18 protein-coding genes are annotated in these 21273 nt (G+C 62.8%); 10 read left to right on the forward strand and 8 right to left on the reverse strand.

What is annotated here, in order from left to right; all coding sequences use genetic code 11:
• Positions 1–13: 13 nt before the first annotated feature.
• On the forward strand, positions 14–379 hold the full coding sequence (locus tag EIC84_RS05000) for a DUF5329 domain-containing protein (RefSeq protein ID WP_003064444.1): 366 nt from the start codon (positions 14–16) through the stop codon (positions 377–379).
• A gap of 16 nt (positions 380–395) precedes the next feature.
• Here the strand turns inward: EIC84_RS05000 and EIC84_RS05005 are convergent, their stop codons facing one another.
• Positions 396–1271: a methylglyoxal synthase gene (locus tag EIC84_RS05005; protein WP_003064441.1), complete on the reverse strand. Its 876-nt coding sequence runs from the start codon at positions 1269–1271 to the stop codon at positions 396–398.
• Positions 1272–1455: 184 nt separating this feature from the next.
• On the opposite strand from EIC84_RS05005, the gene EIC84_RS05010 reads away from it, so the two are divergent.
• From EIC84_RS05010 to EIC84_RS05050, 9 genes are all read left to right on the forward strand, one after another.
• Positions 1456–2319, forward strand: a complete 864-nt coding sequence (locus tag EIC84_RS05010) for an alpha/beta hydrolase (protein ID WP_003064439.1) — start codon at positions 1456–1458, stop codon at positions 2317–2319.
• Positions 2320–2477: 158 nt separating this feature from the next.
• Complete coding sequence (locus EIC84_RS05015; protein ID WP_003064437.1) at positions 2478–3653, forward strand: multidrug effflux MFS transporter; 1176 nt, start codon at positions 2478–2480, stop codon at positions 3651–3653.
• A 116-nt stretch (positions 3654–3769) separates the two neighbouring features.
• Positions 3770–4768, forward strand: coding sequence for a tripartite tricarboxylate transporter substrate-binding protein (locus tag EIC84_RS05020; RefSeq protein ID WP_003064435.1), 999 nt, complete (start codon positions 3770–3772; stop codon positions 4766–4768).
• A gap of 16 nt (positions 4769–4784) precedes the next feature.
• Entirely contained in the window at positions 4785–6107 is a 1323-nt protein-coding gene (locus EIC84_RS05025) for a sulfatase (protein ID WP_003064433.1), read from the forward strand.
• Between the two features lie 126 nt (positions 6108–6233).
• A complete protein-coding gene (gene miaA, locus EIC84_RS05030; protein ID WP_034361896.1) occupies positions 6234–7241 on the forward strand; it encodes a tRNA (adenosine(37)-N6)-dimethylallyltransferase MiaA in 1008 nt (335 codons plus the stop codon).
• Between the two features lie 38 nt (positions 7242–7279).
• Complete coding sequence (locus EIC84_RS05035) at positions 7280–8014, forward strand: ABC transporter ATP-binding protein (protein WP_003064429.1); 735 nt, start codon at positions 7280–7282, stop codon at positions 8012–8014.
• A gap of 20 nt (positions 8015–8034) precedes the next feature.
• Positions 8035–10659, forward strand: coding sequence for an FtsX-like permease family protein (locus tag EIC84_RS05040; RefSeq protein ID WP_003064426.1), 2625 nt, complete (start codon positions 8035–8037; stop codon positions 10657–10659).
• Positions 10660–10746: 87 nt separating this feature from the next.
• Entirely contained in the window at positions 10747–11187 is a 441-nt protein-coding gene (locus tag EIC84_RS05045) for a VOC family protein (RefSeq protein ID WP_003064425.1), read from the forward strand.
• Positions 11188–11251: 64 nt separating this feature from the next.
• The gene (locus EIC84_RS05050) at positions 11252–12424 is read left to right on the forward strand and encodes a lipocalin-like domain-containing protein (RefSeq protein ID WP_003064423.1); all 1173 of its coding nucleotides are present in this window, start codon (positions 11252–11254) and stop codon (positions 12422–12424) included.
• Here EIC84_RS05050 and EIC84_RS05055 read toward each other — a convergent pair.
• From EIC84_RS05055 to EIC84_RS05085, 7 genes are all read right to left on the reverse strand, one after another.
• On the reverse strand, positions 12413–13093 hold the full coding sequence (locus tag EIC84_RS05055) for a TetR/AcrR family transcriptional regulator (protein WP_003064421.1): 681 nt from the start codon (positions 13091–13093) through the stop codon (positions 12413–12415). The genes EIC84_RS05050 and EIC84_RS05055 overlap by 12 nt on opposite strands.
• A 176-nt stretch (positions 13094–13269) precedes the next feature.
• Positions 13270–15714, reverse strand: a complete 2445-nt coding sequence (locus tag EIC84_RS05060; protein ID WP_003064419.1) for a membrane-bound PQQ-dependent dehydrogenase, glucose/quinate/shikimate family — start codon at positions 15712–15714, stop codon at positions 13270–13272.
• A gap of 222 nt (positions 15715–15936) precedes the next feature.
• Complete coding sequence (locus tag EIC84_RS05065) at positions 15937–16929, reverse strand: branched-chain amino acid ABC transporter permease (RefSeq protein WP_003064416.1); 993 nt, start codon at positions 16927–16929, stop codon at positions 15937–15939.
• A gap of 12 nt (positions 16930–16941) precedes the next feature.
• On the reverse strand, positions 16942–17826 hold the full coding sequence (locus tag EIC84_RS05070; RefSeq protein WP_003057801.1) for a branched-chain amino acid ABC transporter permease: 885 nt from the start codon (positions 17824–17826) through the stop codon (positions 16942–16944).
• A 48-nt stretch (positions 17827–17874) separates the two neighbouring features.
• Positions 17875–19071: an ABC transporter substrate-binding protein gene (locus EIC84_RS05075; RefSeq protein ID WP_003064413.1), complete on the reverse strand. Its 1197-nt coding sequence runs from the start codon at positions 19069–19071 to the stop codon at positions 17875–17877.
• 55 nt (positions 19072–19126) lie between these two features.
• On the reverse strand, positions 19127–19846 hold the full coding sequence (locus EIC84_RS05080) for an ABC transporter ATP-binding protein (protein WP_003064410.1): 720 nt from the start codon (positions 19844–19846) through the stop codon (positions 19127–19129).
• Between the two features lie 115 nt (positions 19847–19961).
• A complete protein-coding gene (locus EIC84_RS05085) occupies positions 19962–20732 on the reverse strand; it encodes an ABC transporter ATP-binding protein (protein ID WP_003064407.1) in 771 nt (256 codons plus the stop codon).
• Positions 20733–21273 lie beyond the last annotated feature (541 nt).

A 21273-nucleotide genomic window follows, 5' to 3' on the forward strand; every position in this document is an offset into this window, starting at 1 on the left:
AGGATCAACCCACATGAAGCACACCGTTACCGCCTTGCTGCTAGGTGCAGCCTGCAGCTTGAGCCTTGCCGCATCGCCCACGCCGGCAGCGACTCAGGAGATCGAGTACCTGATCGGCCACCTCAAAGCCTCGGGTTGCGAGTTCCAGCGCAATGGCAGCTGGCATGACAGCGCCAAGGCCGCCGAACATCTGCGCGGCAAATACGACTATCTGCTCAAAAAGGGCTGGGTGGCGACGGCCGAGGACTTCATTGCCCGCGCAGGCACGGAGAGCAGCATCAGCCACAAGCCCTACCAGGTGCGCTGCAGCGGCAAGGAGGCCGAAGCCAGCGCCAGTTGGCTGCAGGCCGAGCTCAAGCGCTACCGCAACCACCAGTAGCGCTCAGCACCCCGCCTCAGTCTGCGCGCTTGACGGCCGCATCGCACCAGCGCTGCGCCACCTGGGGCGAGGTGCTGCAGACCGCATCGTGCGTGACCGTGGTCACGGCGCGCTCCAGCAACTGAATATCGGCTTCGTGCTGGCGTGCCACATGGGGGTCTTCGAAGAAGATGGCGCGGTGGCAGCGCTTTTCCAGAACCAGATCGGCAATCTGCGCATCACCACCCAGTGGACCACTGTTGTAGCGGTCCACCCAGGGCTTGTCAGCTGGCCAGCCCTTGCTCCAGGCCATTTCGTTGAGTTTCTGACCCGTGGTGCCCGTACCCACGCGGCGGCGGTAGCGGCTGAGCAACTCGAAGTTGTGTGCTGCAAAGTCCAGCATGGTGGGCTTCATGGCATCGTGGGCGATCAGCGCCAGCGTCTGGTTCTCATAGTCGTGAAAGCGGTCGGCATTGCGGTCGCGCGCCAGGCCGGCGTGAATGCGCTCCATCTCGATCCAGTCGCGCGTGGAGGCAACCGTGGAAAGAAAAGGCTTGCCGTGGATCACGCACTGGCGCTTCAAGGCCAGGGCTTCGGGGAAGATGGACGACGGATCCACCGGGTCCATCAGATAGATGGCGCCGTCGAGAGTGCGCTCGTCACCCTCCATGCCCACCACCTCGGCCACCAGCCTCATGAGCCCGCCCTCGCGGCCATAGGGATAGCGCACCAGGCCTTTGTAGCCCTGAAGCATGCTGGCCGCCGTGATGGCGTCATAGGTGCGGCCCACGGTATGAAAGCCCAGCTTGAGCTCGCGAATTCCGGCCTCGCAGGCGCGCAGCAGGGCAAACAGCGCGGCATCCTCGGTTTGGTGGTGGAGTTTGTTGGCGGCAAGGCCCAGGCAGATCGACATAGTGAACTAATCCTTCAAACAGGCTTCAAACGCTCGCAAACTCTGCGTAACCAGCTATGCATTTGCGGCTTGAAACACCCGCAAGAATATCGCCAATTCATGCACTCCAGATGACTGGGGCCAGGTCAGACAGCCATACTTGCACAGCACTTGACAGCCGCCCTCTTCCGTCGCTCTTCTTCTCATGCCCAAGACCTCACGCTTCTGGAGCCCCCGCCGCATCGCGGCAGCACTCGGTCTGGCCTTGCTGCTGGTGCTCGCGAGCTGGGGCATGCGCGAGCTCGATGCCAGGCAGCGAGTCTGGATTTTTCAGCCCAGCGACCGCAGCTGGCCCGGAGCCAACACGGCCGGCATGCAGGAGCGATGGATAGACTTTCGCAGCCGCGACGGCAGCGCCGCCAGGCTGCATTCCCTCTGGATGCCATCCAGCGATGCACGCGCTCCCCTGCTGCTGTTTCTGCATGGAGCGCGCTGGAATGTGACGGGCTCCTCGCCACGCATACGGCGCCTGCAGGCCATGGGCTTTTCGGTGCTGGCCGTGGACTACCGCGGCTTTGGCAAGAGCAGCCCGGCCCTGCCCTCGCAGGCCTCGGCCGCCGAGGATGCCCGTGCCGCCTGGGACTGGCTGGGCCGACAGGCCGCAGGCAGGCCGCGCTATATCTTCGGCCACTCGCTGGGCGGCGCCGTTGCTATCGATCTGGCCAGCTCCGTCAAGGATGAAAGCGGGGTGCTGGTCGAGTCCACCTTCACCAGCATTCCCGATGTGTTCGACTCCATGCGCTGGGGCTGGCTGCCCGTGAACTGGTTGATCACGCAGCGTTTCAACTCGGTCGACACCGTGGCGGACATCGGCTCGCCGCTGCTGGTCGTGCATGGCACGGCCGACCCGCTGATTCCGGCCCGGCTGGGCCAGCAGCTGTTCGATGCGGCGCGCGAGCCCAAACGCCTGATCCTGGTCGAGGGTGCCAGCCACCACAACACCCAGTCTAAGGCGCTGGCGCAATACCGCCAGGCGCTGCATGAGCTGTTCGGCCTGAATCCGCGCTGAGCGACATCGCCACATACTGTCTCGTCAGCATACGTACCAATGGACAGGTTCTGATAGTCTGTCTGGCTATGTCTGCGCCGCCTGCTCTGAAATCAAAGCCAAATCCCGCTCAATCTCTTGATGAGCAAGCGAAGAGTGCTCCTGAATCTGCAGTCCTTGTGATTCTCACACTGGGGCTGCTGCTGGGTCTGCAGCCGCTGGCAACCGATCTCTATCTGCCCGCCCTGCCTCAGCTGCAGCAAGGTTTCGGCGCCCATGTCTCGCAGGCCCAACTGACACTGACCGGCTTTTTGCTGGCCTTTGGCTGCTCGCAGATTTTCTGGGGCCCTCTGTCGGACCGGCTGGGCCGCCGCCCGGTCTTGCTGCTGGGCATCAGCGGCTATGTGATCGCCGCTCTGGGCTGCGCCAGCGCCCAGAGCATGGAGGCCTTGATTGCCTGGCGCAGCCTGCAAGGCGCAGCCCTGGGCGCCGGTGTGATGTGCGCGCGTGCCGTGGTCCGCGATCTCTACGCACCGCATATGGGCGCGCAAGTCATGCCCAAGGCGCTGACAGGCCTGGGCGTGCTGGCTTTTCTGGCCCCCATCAGCGGCAGCTTGCTCGTGGGCTGGCTGGGCTGGCGCTCCACCATGCTGGCCCAGGCCTTCATGGGCTGCCTGGTCTGGCTACTGGTGGTGCTGCGCTTCAGGGAGTCGATTCCCCAGCGCAACCCGCAGGCGCTGCAAGCGGGCAATCTGCTGCGCACCTGGTCGCGCATTGTGCGCAACCCCATGTTCCAGGCCTACAACCTGCTGACCTGCTTCAGCTATGCAGGCCTGTTCACCAATCTGGCGGCCTCTTCGTTCACCTACATCAACGTGCTGCATATGGAGCGCACGCAATACGGGCTGATGCTGGGCGGCAACGCGCTGTGCTATATCGCAGGCACCTTTGCCTGCCGCCGTCTGCTGCGCAGCATGAGCGTGCAGCGCACCGTGGCCGTGGCAGGGGTGTTGTCGCTGACGGCAGGCTCCCTCATGGGCCTGGCGGCCCTGGGCGATCTGCGCAGCATCTGGGCCTATGCCCTGCCCTTCTGTCTCTACCAGATCGCCCACGGCATTCACATGCCCTGCGGACAAAGCAATGCCATCGCGCCCTTCCCCCAGGCAGCGGGCACGGCCTCGGCCATCAACGGCCTGGTGATGATGCTGATGGCTTTTGCCATGGGACATTGGCTGGGACTGAATCTGGATGCGGATTCCACCATGCCGCTGGCTTTCGGCATCTGGTTCTGGTCGGCTTGCACGGCGGTCACGGCATGGACGCTGGTACAGCGTTTCGGCATCAGCAAATCATGATTTGAAATAAGATGTATTGGTTATTTAAAAACCAATTTTTATTATTTTTCTTTTTATAGAGATTTTTTGAGAATGCCTGGACTGGCCAACGCGCCGCACTTTTGTGATCTCCAGCCATGCATTCTCGCCGCTCCTTTCTGCAGCAATCGCTGCTTGCCGCCAGCTCCGCTGGTTTCTCCCTCAGCTCTCTGGCCAAGGCCGCCGAGATCTCCGCCGTTCCTCAGTCCAGTCGCATTCTGGTGGGCTTTGGCGCAGGCGGCGGCATCGATCTGCTGGCACGCGTGCTGGCCGAAAACATCGCCGCACAGCTGGGCAGGAGCCACTATGTGGTGGTGGACAACAAGCCCGGCGCCAACGGCCAGATTGCCGCACAGACTCTGCTCAACGCCCCCAGCGACGGCAGCACCTATCTGATCGCACCGCTGATCACCCCGGTGCTCTCGCAGATCGTCTACAAAAAGCCCGGCTACGACCCTGCACGCGACTTCTCTCCGGTGGGTCTGCTCGCGCATTTCCAGTTCGGCCTGGCCGTCCCCGCCAGGCACCCGGCGCGCAATATTCAGGAATATGTGGCTTGGCTCAAGGCCAACCCCGAGAAGGCCAACTTCGGCAGTCCCGCTGTGGGCAGCCTGCCGCATTTCTTCGGCCTGCTGCTGGGCGAAGCTGCCGGCGTCAACATCGTGCATGTGCCCTACAAGGGCGGTCCGGCCATGATGACGGATCTGATCAGCGGCCAGTTGGCCTCCGCCATCCAGACCACCAGCGAGCTTGCTCCGCTGCACAAGGAAGGCAAGGTGCGCATTCTGGGCACTTTCGGCAGCCAGCGCGGTCGCGAGCTGCCCGATGTACCGACCTTTGCCGAAGCCGGCTACCCCAAGGCCACAGGCAGCGGCTGGTACAGCCTGTGGGCACGCAAAGGAACTTCGCCCGAAGCCATTGCCGCCGTCAACCGCGCCGTCAACCACGCGTTGCTGGACCCCAAGCTGCAGCCCAGATGGGCCGAGCTGTCCCTGCAGCCGGACCCGCGCACGCCGCAGGCGCTGGAGCAGTTGCGCGTGGCCGAAGTCGCCAAATGGCGTCCCGTGATTGCCAACTCCGGCTTTGCCATCGAATAAGCAGAACGACCTACTCATGACCGCACCGAACATCGTTTTCATCCTGGCCGACGATCTGGGCTGGGCCGACCTGGGCGTCTATGGCGCCACCGATTTCAAGACCCCGCATCTGGACCGCCTCGCCGCCCAGGGCGTGCGCTTCAATCAGGCCTATGCCAACTCGGCCGTCTGCTCGGCCACCCGCATTGCGCTGATCACCGGGCGCTATCAGTACCGGCTGCAGGCCGGGCTTGAAGAGCCGCTGGCACGCCATGGTGCGCAACTCGGCCTGCCTGCCGATCACCCCACGCTGCCATCGCTGCTCAAGCAAGCCGGCTACGACACGGCACTGATAGGCAAATGGCATCTGGGCAAGCCGCCCGCCTACGGCCCACAGCTCAGCGGCTACGACTACTTCTTCGGCAACCACAGCGGTGCCATCGACTACTTCACGCACAAGCCCGGCGTGGGTGAACAGTTCAGCTCCGACCTCTGGCAAGGCAACGAGCCCGTGGAGCGCACGGGCTACTACACCTACATCCTGGGGGATGAGGCCACGCGCTATGTGCATGAGCGCAAGGGCCAGGACAAGCCTTTTTTCCTGTCGCTGCACTTCACTGCGCCGCACTGGCCCTGGGAAGGGCCCGACGACGAGCATGTCGCGCACAGCATCAAGGATCTGTTCCACTACGACGGCGGCAGTCTGAAGAAATACGGCGAAATCGTCGAGGCCCTGGACAAGGCCGTGGGCCAGGTACTGCAGGCGCTCGATGACAGCGGCCAGGCTGACAACACCATTGTCATCTTCACCAGCGACAACGGCGGCGAGCGCTTTTCCAAGACCTGGCCCTTCACGGGCCAGAAGACCGAGCTGCTCGAAGGCGGCATCCGCGTGCCCACGCTGCTGCGCTGGAGCGCCCGCATCCAACCCCAGGTCCAGGAGCAGATCACGGCCAGCTTTGACTGGCTGCCCACGCTGCTGGCTGCTGCCGGAGCCAGGCAACACCCGGATTTCCCGAGTGACGGCCAGAACATCCTGCCCATACTGGAAGGCCACGCGGCCCAAACCGAGCGCAGCCTGTTCTGGCGCTACAAATCCCAGGCCCAGCGTGCCGTGCGCCAAGGTCCCTGGAAATACCTCAAGATCAACGACAACGAGTTTTTGTTCAATGTGGAGGAGGACGCCCGCGAGCGCGCCAATCTCAAGGAGCATCAGCCAGAAATCTTTGCCGGACTGCGCAGGCAATGGGAGGAATGGAACGAACAACTTCTGCCGATCAGCGCCGAAAGCTACAGCCACGGCCTCTCGCCCGATATTCAGGCCGACCGCTATGTGCCGGCACGGCTGAGCCAGGGCTAGGCTAGGCAGGTCACTAAGTCCCGCCGCTGCCGCAAGGCGGCAGGCTGCGTTATCCTTCACAACCAGCAAGAACCAATGACCGTCGGTCATTGGTTCTTGTGCTTTGACCTGTACGGATTTCGCCCCATGACTGCTGCCCACGCCCTGCCCTGTATCGCCATTGCCGGCCCCACTGCCTCGGGCAAGACTGCGGCAGCGCTGGCATTGGCCGAGCGGCTGGCGCAACGCGGTCAGAAGGCCGAGATCATCAGCGTGGATTCGGCACTGGTCTACAAAGGCATGGACATCGGCACGGCCAAGCCCACGGCGGCAGAGCTGGCTGCCGTGCCGCATCACCTCATCGACATCATCGATCCGTTGCAGGCCTATAGCGCGGCCGAGTTCGTGCGCGACACGCAGAAGCTGGTCGATGAAATCCGCGCCCGCGAGGCCATACCTCTGCTGGTGGGCGGCACCATGCTGTATTTCAAGGCGCTGATGGACGGGCTGGACGATATGCCCGCAGCCAACCCCGACGTGCGCGCCATGCTGGACGCGCAGGCCGCCGAGCTGGGCTGGCCCGCCATGCATGCAAGACTGGCCCAGGTGGACCCCGTCACCGCCGCACGCCTGGCCCCCGGCGACAGCCAGCGCATCCAGCGCGCACTCGAGGTCTGGCAGGTCTCGGGCCAACCGCTTTCGAGCTTTCACACGACCAGGAACAAAACGGGCCCAGCAGAACAGATGGGACTTGCAATGCTTTTCTCGCTGGAGCCTGCAGAGCGAGCCTGGCTGCACCAGCGCATTGCGCTGCGCTTTGACCTGATGCTGGAGCAAGGCTTCCTCGACGAAGTGCGCAGCCTGCGCGCGCGCGGCGATCTGCATCTGAACCTGCCCTCGATACGCTGCGTGGGCTATCGTCAGGCCTGGGAAGTGCTGGACGCGCTGGAGGCCGATCCCGGCAAACCGCTGGACATGGCAGGCCTGCGCGAGCGCGGCATCGCCTCCACGCGCCAGTTGGCCAAGCGCCAGATCACCTGGCTGCGCTCCATGCCCCAGCGCCATGCCATTGCCTGCGATGCGCCGGGCGCCCAGCAGCAACTGCTGGATGCGGCCATGGCGGCCATTGACGCAGCACAGCAGGCCGCAAGCTAAGGACCTTTCGCAGCAGCGTCCCTCGTTAAGATCGCTGCATGGCTGCCACCGACTCACCCCACGCCCATCCGCTGCTGCAGGTCAGCGACCTTGCCAAACGCTATGGCGAGGGCGAAGCCCAGACCACGGTCTTCGCGCAGGTGAGCTGCGAGATCGCCGCCGGCGAGTTTGTCGCCATCGTCGGCAACTCCGGCGTGGGCAAATCCACCTTTCTCAACTGCCTGGCCGGGCTGGACAGCTGGCAGCAAGGCCGGGTTCTGCACAACGGCACGGATCTTTCCACGCTCGATGAAGCCCGGCGTGCCATCTGGCGGCGCGCGCATCTGGGCTTTGTGTTCCAGGCCTTTCATGTCCTGCCCCATCTCGATGTGGCGCAGAACGTTGCCCTGCCGCTGATGCTGCTCGGGCGCATGGACGTGCAGGGTCAGCAGCGCGTGCAGCAAGTGCTGCAAGCCGTGGGACTCGCGGGTCTGGGCCAGCGCCTGCCCCAGCAGCTCAGCGGCGGCCAGCTGCAGCGCGTGGCCATAGCGCGAGCCCTGGTGCATTCACCGCCTCTGCTGCTGGCCGATGAGCCCACGGGCAATCTGGACCCATCCACAGCCCAGCAGATCATGGATTTGCTGCTGCAGCAAACCCGCGACAACGGCACGGCGCTGGTACTGGTCACCCATTCCGCAGAAGCGGCCAGACGCGCCGACCGCGTGCTGCGGCTGACGGCCTATGGCATGCAGGCCGAGCTCTCGGTGTCGCAGCAAACATCGCTAGGCCTGTGACTTCACGCCCTCCGCTTCTTATGCTGCTGAGCAGCTTCTCCTGGCAGGAGCTGCGCCAGCATCCCTGGCGCACGGCCACGGCGCTGATTGCCATCATGCTTGGCGTGGCGCTGGGCTTTGCCGTCCATGTGATCAACCAGTCGGCACTGGACGAATTTTCCAGGGCTGTGCGCAGCGTCAACGGCCAGCCCGATCTGCAACTGCACGCCATGCAGGGTGGCCTGCCGCTGGCACTCTATCCGCAGGTGGCGCAGACCCGGGGCGTCGCCACCGCCGTTCCCTGGGTCGAGACCACGGTGCTGCTGCCGGGCAGCACTGCAGATTTGCAGACGCGCAGCACGCCAGGAGCAGCGCAAGGCGTGAGCTTGCGCGTGCTCGGCAGCGATGCCCTCAAACTGGCACCTGTCGCCCCGGCACTGATGCCGCGTTTGTTTGAGGGCGGCGAGCGTCTCGATCTATTTGCTCCCGACGCCGTGTTTCTCAATGCCGCCGCCTTGCAGGCCCTGCGACTGAGTCCTGAACAGGCCGTCAACGCCCCCATGCAATGGCTGCTCAACGGCCAGGCCCAGCAACTTCGCATTGCGGGCACGGTCGCCGCCAGCGGCGCACCGGTCGCAGTCATGGACATTGCCGCACTACAGCAGAAGCTCGGCCTGTTTGACCGTATCGACAGGCTGGACCTTTTGCTGACCGACAGCGCCAGCCGCAGCCAGGTGGTCACCGCCCTGCACGCCCTGCCGGCCTGGCAAGACCAAGTATTGATCCAGCAGCCCAGCGACGATCAGCAGCGCGTGGGCGAGATGTCGCGCGCCTACCGCGTCAACCTCACGGTGCTGGCGCTTGTGGCCTTGTTCACGGGAGCGTTTCTGGTGTTCTCGGTGCTGGCGCTCAGCGTGGCACAGCGCGCGCCGCAGTTTGCGCTGCTGGCCGTGCTCGGCGCCACGCCGCGCCAGCGCATGGCACTGGTGTTGATGGAAGCGCTGGCGCTGGGGCTTATAGGCAGCCTGGCCGGTATTGCACTGGGTACGGCACTGGCCTGGCTGGCGCTGCAGGTGCTGGGCGGCGATCTGGGCGGCGGCTTCTTTGCCGGCGTGCAGCCCGCCCTGCACTGGAGCCCTGTGGCAGCGCTGGTCTTCGGTCTGCTGGGCATTGCCGCCACGCTGGCCGGAGCCTGGTGGCCCGCACGCGCCGCCATGGATCTGCCGCCAGCGGCCACGCTCAAGGGACTGGGCAGCACGCATGAGAGAGCCCCGCGCCTGTGGCCCGCAGTGACGCTTCTTGCAGCCAGCCTGGTGCTGGCCTTTATGCCACCGGTGGCAGGTATCCCGCTGGCGGCCTATATGGCAGTGGGCCTGCTGTTGCTGGGCGGCATGTCAGCTCTGCCCTGGCTGCTGGGTTCGGTGCTGGGACTGGTACCCAAGGCCTTCTCGCGCCAGCCGCTGGCCATGCTGGCGCTGGAGCGCGCGCGGCGCATGCGCCACGCCACCACCGTGGCCGTGGGCGGTGTGGTGGCCAGCCTGAGCCTGGCCGTGGCCCTGACGGTGATGGTCACCAGCTTTCGCGGCAGCATGATGGAGTGGCTGGACGCCGTATTGCCCGCCCCCATGTATGTGCGCGCCGCCGGCGGCTCCAGCCGTGTCGATGCAGCCCTGCTGCCGGCCGATGCGGCGCAGCGCCTGGAGCAGTTGCTCGGCATAGAACGAGCCCAGGCCATGCGCAGCAGCCAGTTGGTACTGAGCCCCGAACGCCCGGCCATCAGTCTGCTGATTCGACCTCTTCAAGGGCAGCAGGCCATGCAGCTTCCCTGGGTGGAGGGTCCAATTCATAAGACACGCCCAGGCATTGCCGTGCACATCAGCGAAGCCGTGGCCCAGCTCTATGGCCTGAAGCCCGGTGATGCGTGGCCGCTGCTTTCCAAGGCTTTCAGCCTTCAAACCAAGGACCACCAAGCGCCGGAAGCTTCTTTTTACATAGCATCCGTGTGGCGCGACTATGTGCGTCAGTTCGGTGCCGTGGCCCTGGATTGGAAGGACTACCTGACACTGGTGGGTCATGCAGGCAATGCCGCGCAGATCAGCGAGATCGCCGTCTGGCCGGAGTCCCAAAGCCAGCTGTCTGGCACTGATCTGCAAGCAGCGATAGAGCAGGCCCTCGGCACGCCGGGGCAGCCGCCCCCAGCGCTGGAATTTGTCAGCAGCCAGGCGCTGCGCGAGCGCTCCCTGCGCATTTTCGATCGAAGCTTTGCCGTCACCTACTGGCTGCAGGCCGTGGCCATAGGCATAGGCCTGTTCGGCATTGCGGCCAGCTTCAGCGCCCAGGTGCTGGCCAGGCGCAAGGAGTTCGGGCTGCTGGCCCATCTGGGCCTGACGCGCCGCAATGTGCTGAGCGTGGTCGCCGCCGAGGGTCTGGCCTGGACCCTGCTGGGCACCATCGCGGGCACGCTGCTGGGCCTGGGCGTGGCCGTGATCCTCGTGCATGTGGTCAACCCGCAGAGCTTTCACTGGACCATGGAGCTGCGCCTGCCCCTGCTGCGCCTGCTGGCGCTGGGTGCTGCCGTGGTGCTGGCAGGCGTCATCACCGCGTGGCTGGCCGGGCGCCGGGCCGCCAGTGCCGACGCGGTGCTGGCCGTCAAGGAGGACTGGTAGCTATACCTGCACCCCTGTCAGCGTTTTTCACATGATTGCGCCATTGCGCAGCGCACAATGAAATCTTCACCGCTGCGAGGAGTTCGTATGCAAGTCCAGCCCTATCTCTTTTTCGATGGCCGCTGCGAAGAGGCCCTGGATTTCTACCAGGCCGCACTTGGGGCCGAGATCACCATGCTGATGCGCTACAAGGATGCTCCGCCGCAGCCCGAGTCATCGACCCAGCAAGGCTGCGGCCCGGGCCAGATGGATCCCGAAAAAATCATGCACGCCAATGTCCAGATTGGCGAGGCGCAGATCATGGCATCTGACGGCATGAACGGCGGCAAGCCGGATTTCAAAGGCTTTTCTCTGTCCATCACCGCGCCCAGCGAGAATGAGGCCGACCGCATATTTGCCGCCATCGGCCAGGGCGGCAAGGTACAGATGGCGCTGGACACCACGTTTTTTGCGCGACGTTTTGGCGTGGTGACCGACCGCTTCGGAGTCAGCTGGATGGTGATCGTTCCCCTGATCGATATCGGCTGAGGCAGCTCAAAGCAGCACCTCGAAGCTCATGGCATTGCGCTGATCGGCTGGGCGACAATGGGCCATGCCTTATCAGCCCATGCCCTCCCAGCCTCAACAACCGGCACTGCTGGCCCTGTCACGCAGGCAGTCCCTGCAGAGGCTGGCTGCTGCCGGTCTGGGCTGGGCGACTCTGGGCCTGCCTCTGCCAGGCATGGCTTTGCCGTCCAGAACCTTGCAGTTTCCGCGCGACTTCGGCAGCCACCCGGATCTGCAGACCGAGTGGTGGTACATAACCGGGCAGTTGCAGGCCGGCGGCAAGCCCTGGGGCTTTCAGCTGACTTTCTTTCGCTCGCGCATCGAAGCCACGCAAAGCCTGCAATCGGCGCTCGCGGCCAAGCAGTTGATCTTCGCCCATGCGGCCCTGTGCGATGTCGAGGGCCAAAAGCTGCGCCACGACCAGCGCATGGCGCGCGCGGGACTGGGCCTGGCCGGAGCCAGCGAAAACGATACCGATGTGCATATCAACGACTGGTATCTCCAGCGTCGACCCGTACCAGGGCGAAGCGCCAGCGAAGCCAGCCGCTACAGAGCTCTGCTGAGCAGCCAGGACTTCATACTGGATCTTGAATTTGACAGCACTCAGCCACTGCTGCTGCAGGGCTTGAATGGTCTTTCACGCAAAGGCCCGCGTGAGGAACAGGCCAGCTACTACTACAGTCAGCCTCAGCTCAAGGTCGGCGGCTCCATCACCGTGGGCGGGCAGCAACTGCCTGTGCAAGCCAGCGCACACAACCGCGCCTGGCTGGACCATGAATGCAGCGCGGCCATCATGGACCCTGAGGCTCAGGGCTGGGACTGGATAGGCATGAATCTCGATGACGGTAGCGCCCTCACGGCCTTTCATCTGCGCCGCCGCAATGGATCGGCGCTCTGGGCCGGTGGTTCATTCCGCGGGCCGAACCAGAGCGCGCACATCTTTGCCGCCGATCAGGTACGGTTCAAACCGCTGCGCCACTGGAGCAGCCCGCACAGCAAAGCAAGCTACCCTGTGGCCTGGAGCGTGCAGACACCGGCGGGCCGTTTCGAGGTTCACGCCCTGGTGGACGACCAGGAACTCGACAGTCGCGCCAGCACCGGCGCCATTTACTGGGAGGGTCTGTGCGAGCTGCGCAGCATCGGCGCCGATGGCAAAAGCGTCCGCGTAGGCAGCGGTTACCTGGAAATGACCGGCTATGCGAATGCACTAAGGCTTTAGGGCCTGGGGCTTGCACACCAAAGCGCGGAGCTGATCGAGCAGAAGCTGCAGATGGCGCTCGCGCAAGTTGTCGCCCAAGAGATCGACCTGCAGCAGGCTCTGCCAGGTCGCGGCATGATCCACGCGGAAGCCGGACAGGGCCGAAATCAGATAGTGGACATCGACCGCGCTCAGTTGATCCTTGAACAGGCCCTGCGCCACGCCGCGCTGCAGAATGCGCTCGATCGGCTCCAGCGCCGCCTTGCGCAACAGCTCGGTCTTGGAGATCTGGCCCAGCATCTCGCCGCCCTGGAAATTCTCCTGCAGCACCAGACGCGTGAACTCCTGGTTCTGCTCGTGATACTCGAAGCTCCTTTGCGCCAGCGCATGCAACGCCTGCAAGGGCTCCAGCGCATCGAGATTGAGCTGCTCCTCCGACTCGCGAATATCCGAGTAGCTCTGCTCGATGACCGCGAGGTACACGTCTTTCTTGTTGCCGAAGTAGTAGTAGAGCATGCGCTTGGCGCAGCCCGCCTTGGCGGCAATGCGTTCCAGCCGCGCTCCGTCATAGCCGTAATTGGCAAACTCGGTCTTGCCCGCGTCCAGCAGGGCTCGGCGCATATCGGCCGATGCCTCGTCTGCCGAAGGCTGCTGGCTCAGTGAATTTTCAGGACCTTGCTGCTCGCTCACGACCACATCTCCATTGACTCAAGCGCGCGAGCGTAACACGCAGCTCAGGCATGAAAAAAGGCCCCCACGCTTCCCACTGCGTGTGGTCGCTGCCCCTCCGGGAGGGGCGCTGCCCGGCGATGAAAAAAGCCATGGCTCTGACGAGCCATGGCTGTTCGGTTCAATGCCTGCGTCGCTTATTTGCCGCTATCGGGCAATGCGTAGGCAATCACATAGTCACCTCGGTCGGGCGACTGGCGGGCGCCGCCGGCCGAGATGACCACATATTGCTTGCCGGTTCTGGGCGACTTGTAGGTCATGGGGCCGCCCTGGCTGCCAACTGGCAGTCGGCCCTTCCAGATTTCCTTGCCGGTGGCGCTATCCCAGGCGCGCAGGTAGTAATCCTGCGTGCCGGCAAAGAACACCAGACCGCCCTGGGTCGCCAGCGTGCCGCCCAGTGTGGGCAGGCCCACAGGCATGGGCATGCGCATCTTGATGCCCATGGGACCCTGATCCTGCACCGTGCCCACGGGCACCTGCCAGACCACTTGCTGGGTCTTCATGTCGATGGCGGTCAGCGTGCCGAACGGAGGCTTCTGGCAAGGAATGCCCAGAGGCGACATGAAGCGGTCCTTGATCACCGCATAGGGAGTGCCTCCCAGCGGCACCTGACCCATGCCGGTGTTGGGCGCCTCGCCGCCGTCGGACAGCTTGTCCTTTTTCTGCTGGGGCATCATCTGCACCCACAGGCCCAGACGCATGTCGTTCACAAAGATCAGATTATTGCCGGGATCCGCAGACAGACCGCCCCAGTTCATGCCGCCCAGCGAACCCGGGAAGCTCAGCGACACATCGGTGCCAGGCGTGGTGAACAGGCCTTCATAGCGCATGGACTTGAACTTGATCCGGCAGATCAGCTGATCCACCGGCGTCGCGCCCCACATATCGGCTTCGGTCAGGGTCTTGGTGCCGATCTGCGGCATGCCCACGGACAGAGGCTGGGTCGGGGCATACTTTTCGCCGGGAATATGGCCGGGCTTGACGGCAATGTCTTCCACCTTGGTCAGCGGCTTGCCGCTGTGGCGGTCCAGCACAAAGATCTGACCGGCCTTGGTACCGACCACCAGCGCTGGCGTCGTCTTGCCGTCCTGCTGAGGGAAATCGATCAGTGTGGGAGCCATGGGAAGGTCGAAGTCCCACAAGTCGTTGTGCACGGTCTGGTACACCCATTTTTCCTTGCCCGTGGCAGCATCCAGCGCGAGGATGGACGCACCGTACTTCAGGTCCGCTGCAGAGCGCGTGACGCCATACAGGTCCACCGAAGCCGATCCCATGGGCAGGTACACGGTATTGGAGCTCGGGTCGTAGGTCGTTCCCGCCCAGACATTGGCCGATGAGCGGGTGTAGGTCTCGCCGGGCTTGAGCACTTCATTGGGTGTGGCCGAGCCGGAGTCGAACGCCCAGCGCTGTGCGCCGGTCATTACATCGAAGCCGCGAATCACGCCACCAGGCATGTCCACCTGTACGTTGTCGGCCACGCGGCCGCCGATCACCACCGTGGTGCCGGCCACCGTGGGCGCCGATGTCAGGGTGTAGAACGCGGGATTTGAAATAGTGCCGACGCCCTGCTTGAGGTCGACCACGCCGTGATCGCCGAACTCGCCGCACAACTCGCCGTTGTCTGCGTTGATGGCAAACAGACGTGCATCGATGGTGTTCATCAGAATGCGGCGCTTGCAGGCGGCGCCAGCAGGCAGGCTCACAGCCTGCACGGGAGTCGATCCCGGCACGCTGGGCTGAGCCAGTGCGGCATCCGCATCGAAGTAGGCCAGTCCGCGGCAGCGCTCCCACACACCGCCCACATGGGAGTTGGTGTCATGACGCCACAGCTGCTTGCCGGTGTCGGCGTCGAGCGCAATCACGTTGTTGCTGGGCGTGCAGACAAACACCTTGTCGCCCACCTGCAGCGGTGTGGTCTGGTCTTCAGCGCCGGCGCCTGTGGACTTGGGTATGTCGCCGGTGCGAAAAGTCCAGGCCACCTGCAACTGGCTCACGTTGTCCACGTTGATCTGATCCAGCGCGGCAAAGCGGTCGTTGTTGCTGCTGTTGCCGTAGTGGCTCCAGTCCTTCTGCTCGCCGGCAGCATCCACGGGCTTGCGTGCCACGGTAGACTGGGTCTGCACCTCGGGGTGAATCTGGAACATGGACACAAAGGCCGCCATGCCAGCCACCAGCATGACCGCCGCTGCAGCAAATGGCAGCTTGCTGGACGACGCCTTGCCCGGCTCACCAGCCTTACGCAGCAGGGGCATGCTGGCCAGCACCACCACGGCAGCAAAGGTCAAGGCCAGCAGGCGCGAAATCAGGCTCCAGTAATCCAGACCCACTTCGGCCAGCGCCCATAACACGGTCGCGCCGAAAGTGCCCAGGTAGAACCATGCACCGCTCACGCGGCGACGAACCAATTGCACGCCGGACAGCAGCAGCCCCAGGCCAGCGAGCAAAAAGTACCAGCTGCCGCCCAGGCTGATGAGCTTGCCACCGCCTATCAAGAAGAACAGGCCGGCAAGCGCCAGCGCCGCCCCCAGAACCCAGAGCCAGATGCGCGCGGCCAAGGGCTGCGCCTGCTCCCGATGTGTCATATCGAACCTCGAACTGTATGCGCCTGCACGCGCACCGGCATCCGGCTGCACTCAGGCATTTTTGAAATGAGAAAAAAAGTCCATTGTTGTGAGAAATAAAGTCCATCGCTTGCAAACGTGTACCAGCAATTTCAGAAATCTCTGAAAATCACCCTCTCCTGATCTGAGTCATGGCAATAAAAAAGGCCGCAGATGCGGCCTTGGTAGCGAGAGTGAAGCGCCCTATTTGCGACGTTGCAGCCAGGCGATCAGCTCGCCCATGATGCCCTTGCGGAACAGCAGCACACAGAGCACAAAGATCAGGCCGGTGACGATGGTGACCGACTCGCCCAGCGTGCTGAACCATTCCACGCCGGTTGCATGGGCCAGGAAGCTGCCGAACTCACCAATCTTGTTTTCCAGCGCCACGACGACCGCCGAACCCAGCAGCGGACCCGACAGCGTGCCCAGCCCCCCCATCAGCGTCATCAGAATCACATGACCGGAGGTGGTCCAGTGCACATCGGACAAGGTGGCGAAGCCCAGCACCAGGGTCTTGAGGGAACCGGCCAGACCCGTCAGGGCCGCAGAGATGACAAAGGCCAGCAGCTTGAAGCGGTTGACGTCATAGCCCAGCGAGATGGCACGCGGCTCGTTCTCCTTGATGGCCTTGAGCACCTGCCCGAACGGCGAGTGGATGGTGCGCACGATGAGTAGAAAAGCCGCTGCCACAATGATCAGCGCCACGTAGTACATGACCATATCGCTGCTCAGATCGATCACGCCGAACAGCTTGCCACGCGGCACGCCCTGCAGGCCGTCTTCGCCGCCTGTGAACTTGGCCTGCAGCGCGACAAAGAACAGCATCTGCGCCAGCGCCAGCGTGATCATGGAGAAATAAATGCCCTGGCGACGGATGGCCAGCCAGCCAAAGATCAGGCCCAGCAGACCGCCGACCACCGTACCCAGCAACATGCCGACTTCGGGCGTAAAGCCCCAGGCCTTGATGGTGTAGCCCGCCACATAGGCCGCACCGCCCAGAAACGCGGCGTGGCCGAAGGACAGCAGACCCGTATAGCCCAGCAAGAGATTGAAGGCCGAAGCAAACAGTGCAAAGCACATCAGCTTCATGACAAAAACCGGATAGGCACCGAGGAAGGGCGCGACGATCAGGCCCAGCAGCAGCAGGCCATAGCCCACGGGGGCAATGCGTTGAACAAGCGTCTTGGATTTCATGTCGTGCCCCTCTTATTTTTCTTTACCGAACAAGCCAGCGGGGCGAATCAGCAAAACAATGACCATGATGAAAAACACGACGGTGGACGATGCTTCAGGCCAGAAAACCTTGGTCAGCCCTTCGATGACACCCAGCGCCAGACCGGTGAGGATGGAGCCCATGATGGAGCCCATGCCGCCGATCACCACCACGGCAAACACCACGATGATCAGGTTCTGCCCCATCAGCGGCGTGACCTGGTAGACGGGAGCGGCCAGCACGCCGGCAAAAGCCGCCAGCGCGGCACCGAAGGCATAGGTCAGCGTGATCATCACGGGCACGTTGACGCCGAAAGCCTCGACCAGGCGCGGATTTTCGGTACCGGCACGCAGATAGGCGCCGATGCGCGTCTTCTCGATCACAAACCAGGTGGCTACACACACCACGATGGAAGCCACGACCACCCAGGCACGGTAATTGGGCAGGATCATGAAGCCCAGATTGGTCGCGCCTTCGAGCAGCTCGGGCGTGTCATAGCCCAGGCCCGAGACGCCATAGACGGAGCGGAACACCCCCTCGATCAGCAGCGACAACCCCAGCGTCAGCAGCAGGCCGTAGAGATGATCGAGCTTGTAGATCCAGCGCAGCAAGAAGCGCTCGATCAACACCCCCAGAATCCCCACCAGCACCGGCGACAGGATCAGCATCACCCAGTAGTTGATGCCGAAATAGCTCATGGCCATCCAGGTGCACATGGCCCCCAGCATGAACAGGGCGCCATGCGCAAAGTTGATGACATTGAGCAGGCCGAAGATCACGGCCAGGCCCAGACTCAGAATTGCGTAGAACGAACCGTTGACCAGCCCCAGAAGGAGCTGGCTCATCAGGCCGGGCAATGAAACGCCGAAGATTTCCATGAGAGATACGCTGGTGAGGGTGAGGTCTGCATCAAACCGGTAGTGCCATTACTTCCAGAGCGCGCACTTGGTTTCGGCCTTGGTCGTCCAGACCGTCTCGGCAGGCAACTTGGTCAGCACCTTGAGGTAGTCCCAGGGCTTGGTGGATTCGCTGGGCTTCTTGGCTTCGACCAGATACATATCGTGGGCAAACGTACCGTCGGGACGGATCACGCCCTTGCCGTAGAAGTCGTTGATGGGCGTGCTCTTGAGGTGGGCCATCACCTTGTCGGCATTGGTGGTCTTCACCGCTTCGACGGCCTTCAGATAGTTCATCACGGCCGAGTAGTCGGCGGCCTGCACATCGGTAGGCATGCGCTTGGTCTTGGCAAAGAACTTGTTGGCGAACTTGCGCGATTCGTCGTTCATGTCCCAGTACCAGCTGGTGGTGTGCAGCAGGCCTTCGGTGTTCTTCAGACCCAGGCTGTGGATGTCGGTCAGAAAGACCAGCAGACCGGCGGTCTTCATGGTCTTGTTGATGCCGAACTCCTTGGCGGCCTTGATGGCATTGATGGTGTCGCCGCCCGCATTGGCCAGACCCAGGATATGGGCCTTGGAGCTTTGCGCCTGCAGCAGGAAGGACGAGAAGTCCGAGGCATTGAGCGGGTGCTTGACCGAGCCCAGCACCTTGCCGCCCTTGGCGTTGATGACCTTGGTGGTGTCGGCCTCCAGTGCCTGGCCGAATGCATAGTCGGCCGTCAGGAAGAACCAGTCCTTGCCGCCGCGATCCACCACCGCACCGCCCGTGCCCTTGGCCAGGGCCACGGTGTCGTAGGCATAGTGCACGGTATAGGGGTTGCACTGCTCGTTGGTCAGCGCGGAGGAACCCGCGCCGCTGTTGAAGTGAACGCGCTTTTTCTCGTTGGCGATCTGGGAAACCGCCAGAGCCGTGCCGGAGTTGGTGCCGCTGAAGACCATGGAGATACCCTGCGTATCAATCCATTCGCGCACCTTGGAGGCAGCAATGTCGGCCTTGTTCTGATGGTCTGCGCTGACCAGCTCGATGGGCTGGCCCAGGGCCTTGCCGCCGAAGTCGTCGATCGCCATCTGCATGGCGACCGCACCGTTCTTGCCCTCCACGTCGGCGTACAGGCTGGACATATCGGTGACGAAACCGATCTTCACCTTCTCCTGGGCCTGGGCCAGGGGGCTGGACAGACCGGCCACGGCCAGCATGCACGAGAGAACGCTCAGTTTTGCTTTCATCTTTATCTCCACGGGTTGGTTCTTTGTTATGAACGAATGGGAATTGCTTGCAGGCTCAGACACCCAGCAGCTCGTTGAGTACGGACATCTTCTCGTCCAGTTCGCTGGCTCCGAAGCGCAAGGCGACATGACCGTGCTCGACCACATAGAAGCGGTCGGCCAGCGGCGCGGCAAAGCGGAAGTTCTGCTCCACCATCACCACGGTGTAGCCCTTTTCGCGCAGCGTGGTGATCATGCGAGCCAGGGTCTGGACGATGACGGGGGCCAGGCCTTCGGAAATTTCATCGAGCAGCAGCAGGCGCGCGCCCGTGCGCAGAATCCGCGCCACGGCCAGCATCTGCTGCTCGCCGCCCGACAGGCGCGTGCCCTGGCTGTTCCTGCGCTCATAGAGATTGGGGAACATCTGGTAGATCTCGTCGATGCTCATCCCCGGCTCGCCGGTCTTGAGCGGCGGCGGCAGCATCAGATTCTCTTCACAGGACAGGCTGGAGAAAATGCCGCGCTCCTCGGGGCAGTAGCCCACGCCCAGGTGGGCGATCTTGTGCGTGGGCATGTGAATGGTTTCCACGCCGTTGATCCTGATCGAGCCCTTGCGCGAGCCGGTCAGCCCCATGATGGCGCGCAGCGTGGAAGTGCGCCCTGCGCCATTGCGGCCGAGCAAGGTCACCACCTCGCCGGGATTGACCACCAGATCCATGCCATGCAGCACATGGGATTCGCCATACCAGGCATTGAGTCCCGAAATTTCCAGCGCCGGAGTACTTGTCTTATTCATTCGTCTCACTCAAATCACGCACGAAACCATCAAAGAGGCAGCGAGGAAGGGCCGCCCCGCACCGAGGTTGCCGTCCCCCTCCGGGGGAAGCCGCAAAGCGGCACAGGGGGAACGATCAATGCGCCCCCTGAAGCTGTCCGTCCGTGGTCCCCATATAGGCTTCCATCACCTGCGGATTGCGCGAAACCTCTTCGTAGCGCCCTTCGGCCAGAACGGCGCCGCGCTGCAGCACGGTGATGCGATCGGCGATGGTGGCAATCACCTTCATGTTGTGCTCCACCATCAGGATGGTGCGGCCGGCAGAGACCTTCTTGATGAGCTGGGTCACGCGGTCCACGTCCTCATGGCCCATGCCCTGTGTGGGTTCGTCCAGCAGCATCAGCTCGGGCTCCATGGCCAGCGTGGTCGCAATTTCCAGGGCGCGCTTGCGCCCATAGGGCAGGTTCACGGTCACTTCATCGGCCAGGTCCTGCAGCCCGACTTCGGTCAGCAGCTCCATGGCGCGGTCATTGAGCTGATTGAGCGTCTTCTCGCTGGTCCAGAACTGATAGGCCGTGCCCAGCTTGCGCTGCAGGCCGATGCGCACGTTCTCCAGCAAGGTGCAGTGAGGAAACACGGCGGAAATCTGAAACGAGCGAATCACGCCACGTCGCGCAATCTGTGCCGGCGCCTCGCGGGTAATGTCCAGCCCGTTGAACTGGATGCTCCCGGAAGTGGGCTCCAGAAACTTGGTCAGCAGATTGAAGCAAGTAGTCTTGCCCGCTCCATTGGGCCCGATCAGCGCGTGAATGGAGCCACGCTGCACGGCCAGATCCACCTTGCTGACGGCGGTAAAGCCTTTGAACTCTTTGGTGAGTTGCCTAGTTTCGAGAATAAGGTCGCTCATGCGCTGGCCGTCAGTCCTGAATGCTGCAAAACAAAGAGGGGAGCAACTTGATGTACTTCCTCTGCCTGAGCGGCATCTTGGTCTTTCATGCTGCAGTGCCGCAGCGGGAAACTCCTAGGAATGAAGAGCCATCGGGCTTATGCTTTCCCTAATCTTCCATAAAACAAACAGCAACAACAGAAGTAAATGCAAACTTCAAACTCATCGCAACTGCAAGTCATGCCAGAGACAGCGGCATCCCCAGGAATATCAGCATCCACTTCGGAATCTCTAAAAAAGCTTATGCCTTATACATATTGCGCTATCAATATTAATAAGACTGGGAGAAATGTGCCCTCATAGCACAGCACTCCCCAGATTGGCCCTGATGCCGTAAACCCTGAGTCGCTCAATTCCCACTGGAGTAACCAGGTTACTAGCCCAATGCTCGCAAATATGCTTGCCATTTGTCGCCCTCAAAAACCAAGGGCGACAAAGAACAGCCATATCGCTATAAATTTAAAAGCTGCTTCCGATTGCCTCATATGAATTTCATGTTCTT

Origin of the sequence: Comamonas sp. A23, from assembly GCF_004522605.1 — a bacterium.
GTDB classification, from domain to species: domain Bacteria; phylum Pseudomonadota; class Gammaproteobacteria; order Burkholderiales; family Burkholderiaceae_C; genus Comamonas; species Comamonas thiooxydans.

What these genes read in the sequence shown, in the direction of transcription:
- EIC84_RS05000 (WP_003064444.1), top strand. Translation starts at nt 14, where the DNA reads ATGAAGCACACCGTTACCGCCTTGCTGCTAGGTGCAGCCTGCAGCTTG.
- EIC84_RS05005 (WP_003064441.1), bottom strand. Translation starts at nt 1,271, where the DNA reads ATGTCGATCTGCCTGGGCCTTGCCGCCAACAAACTCCACCACCAAACC.
- EIC84_RS05010 (WP_003064439.1), top strand. Translation starts at nt 1,456, where the DNA reads ATGCCCAAGACCTCACGCTTCTGGAGCCCCCGCCGCATCGCGGCAGCA.
- EIC84_RS05020 (WP_003064435.1), top strand. Translation starts at nt 3,770, where the DNA reads ATGCATTCTCGCCGCTCCTTTCTGCAGCAATCGCTGCTTGCCGCCAGC.
- EIC84_RS05025 (WP_003064433.1), top strand. Translation starts at nt 4,785, where the DNA reads ATGACCGCACCGAACATCGTTTTCATCCTGGCCGACGATCTGGGCTGG.
- miaA (WP_034361896.1), top strand. Translation starts at nt 6,234, where the DNA reads ATGACTGCTGCCCACGCCCTGCCCTGTATCGCCATTGCCGGCCCCACT.
- EIC84_RS05035 (WP_003064429.1), top strand. Translation starts at nt 7,280, where the DNA reads ATGGCTGCCACCGACTCACCCCACGCCCATCCGCTGCTGCAGGTCAGC.
- EIC84_RS05040 (WP_003064426.1), top strand. Translation starts at nt 8,035, where the DNA reads ATGCTGCTGAGCAGCTTCTCCTGGCAGGAGCTGCGCCAGCATCCCTGG.
- EIC84_RS05045 (WP_003064425.1), top strand. Translation starts at nt 10,747, where the DNA reads ATGCAAGTCCAGCCCTATCTCTTTTTCGATGGCCGCTGCGAAGAGGCC.
- EIC84_RS05050 (WP_003064423.1), top strand. Translation starts at nt 11,252, where the DNA reads ATGCCTTATCAGCCCATGCCCTCCCAGCCTCAACAACCGGCACTGCTG.
- EIC84_RS05060 (WP_003064419.1), bottom strand. Translation starts at nt 15,714, where the DNA reads ATGACACATCGGGAGCAGGCGCAGCCCTTGGCCGCGCGCATCTGGCTC.
- EIC84_RS05065 (WP_003064416.1), bottom strand. Translation starts at nt 16,929, where the DNA reads ATGAAATCCAAGACGCTTGTTCAACGCATTGCCCCCGTGGGCTATGGC.
- EIC84_RS05070 (WP_003057801.1), bottom strand. Translation starts at nt 17,826, where the DNA reads ATGGAAATCTTCGGCGTTTCATTGCCCGGCCTGATGAGCCAGCTCCTT.
- EIC84_RS05075 (WP_003064413.1), bottom strand. Translation starts at nt 19,071, where the DNA reads ATGAAAGCAAAACTGAGCGTTCTCTCGTGCATGCTGGCCGTGGCCGGT.
- EIC84_RS05080 (WP_003064410.1), bottom strand. Translation starts at nt 19,846, where the DNA reads ATGAATAAGACAAGTACTCCGGCGCTGGAAATTTCGGGACTCAATGCC.
- EIC84_RS05085 (WP_003064407.1), bottom strand. Translation starts at nt 20,732, where the DNA reads ATGAGCGACCTTATTCTCGAAACTAGGCAACTCACCAAAGAGTTCAAA.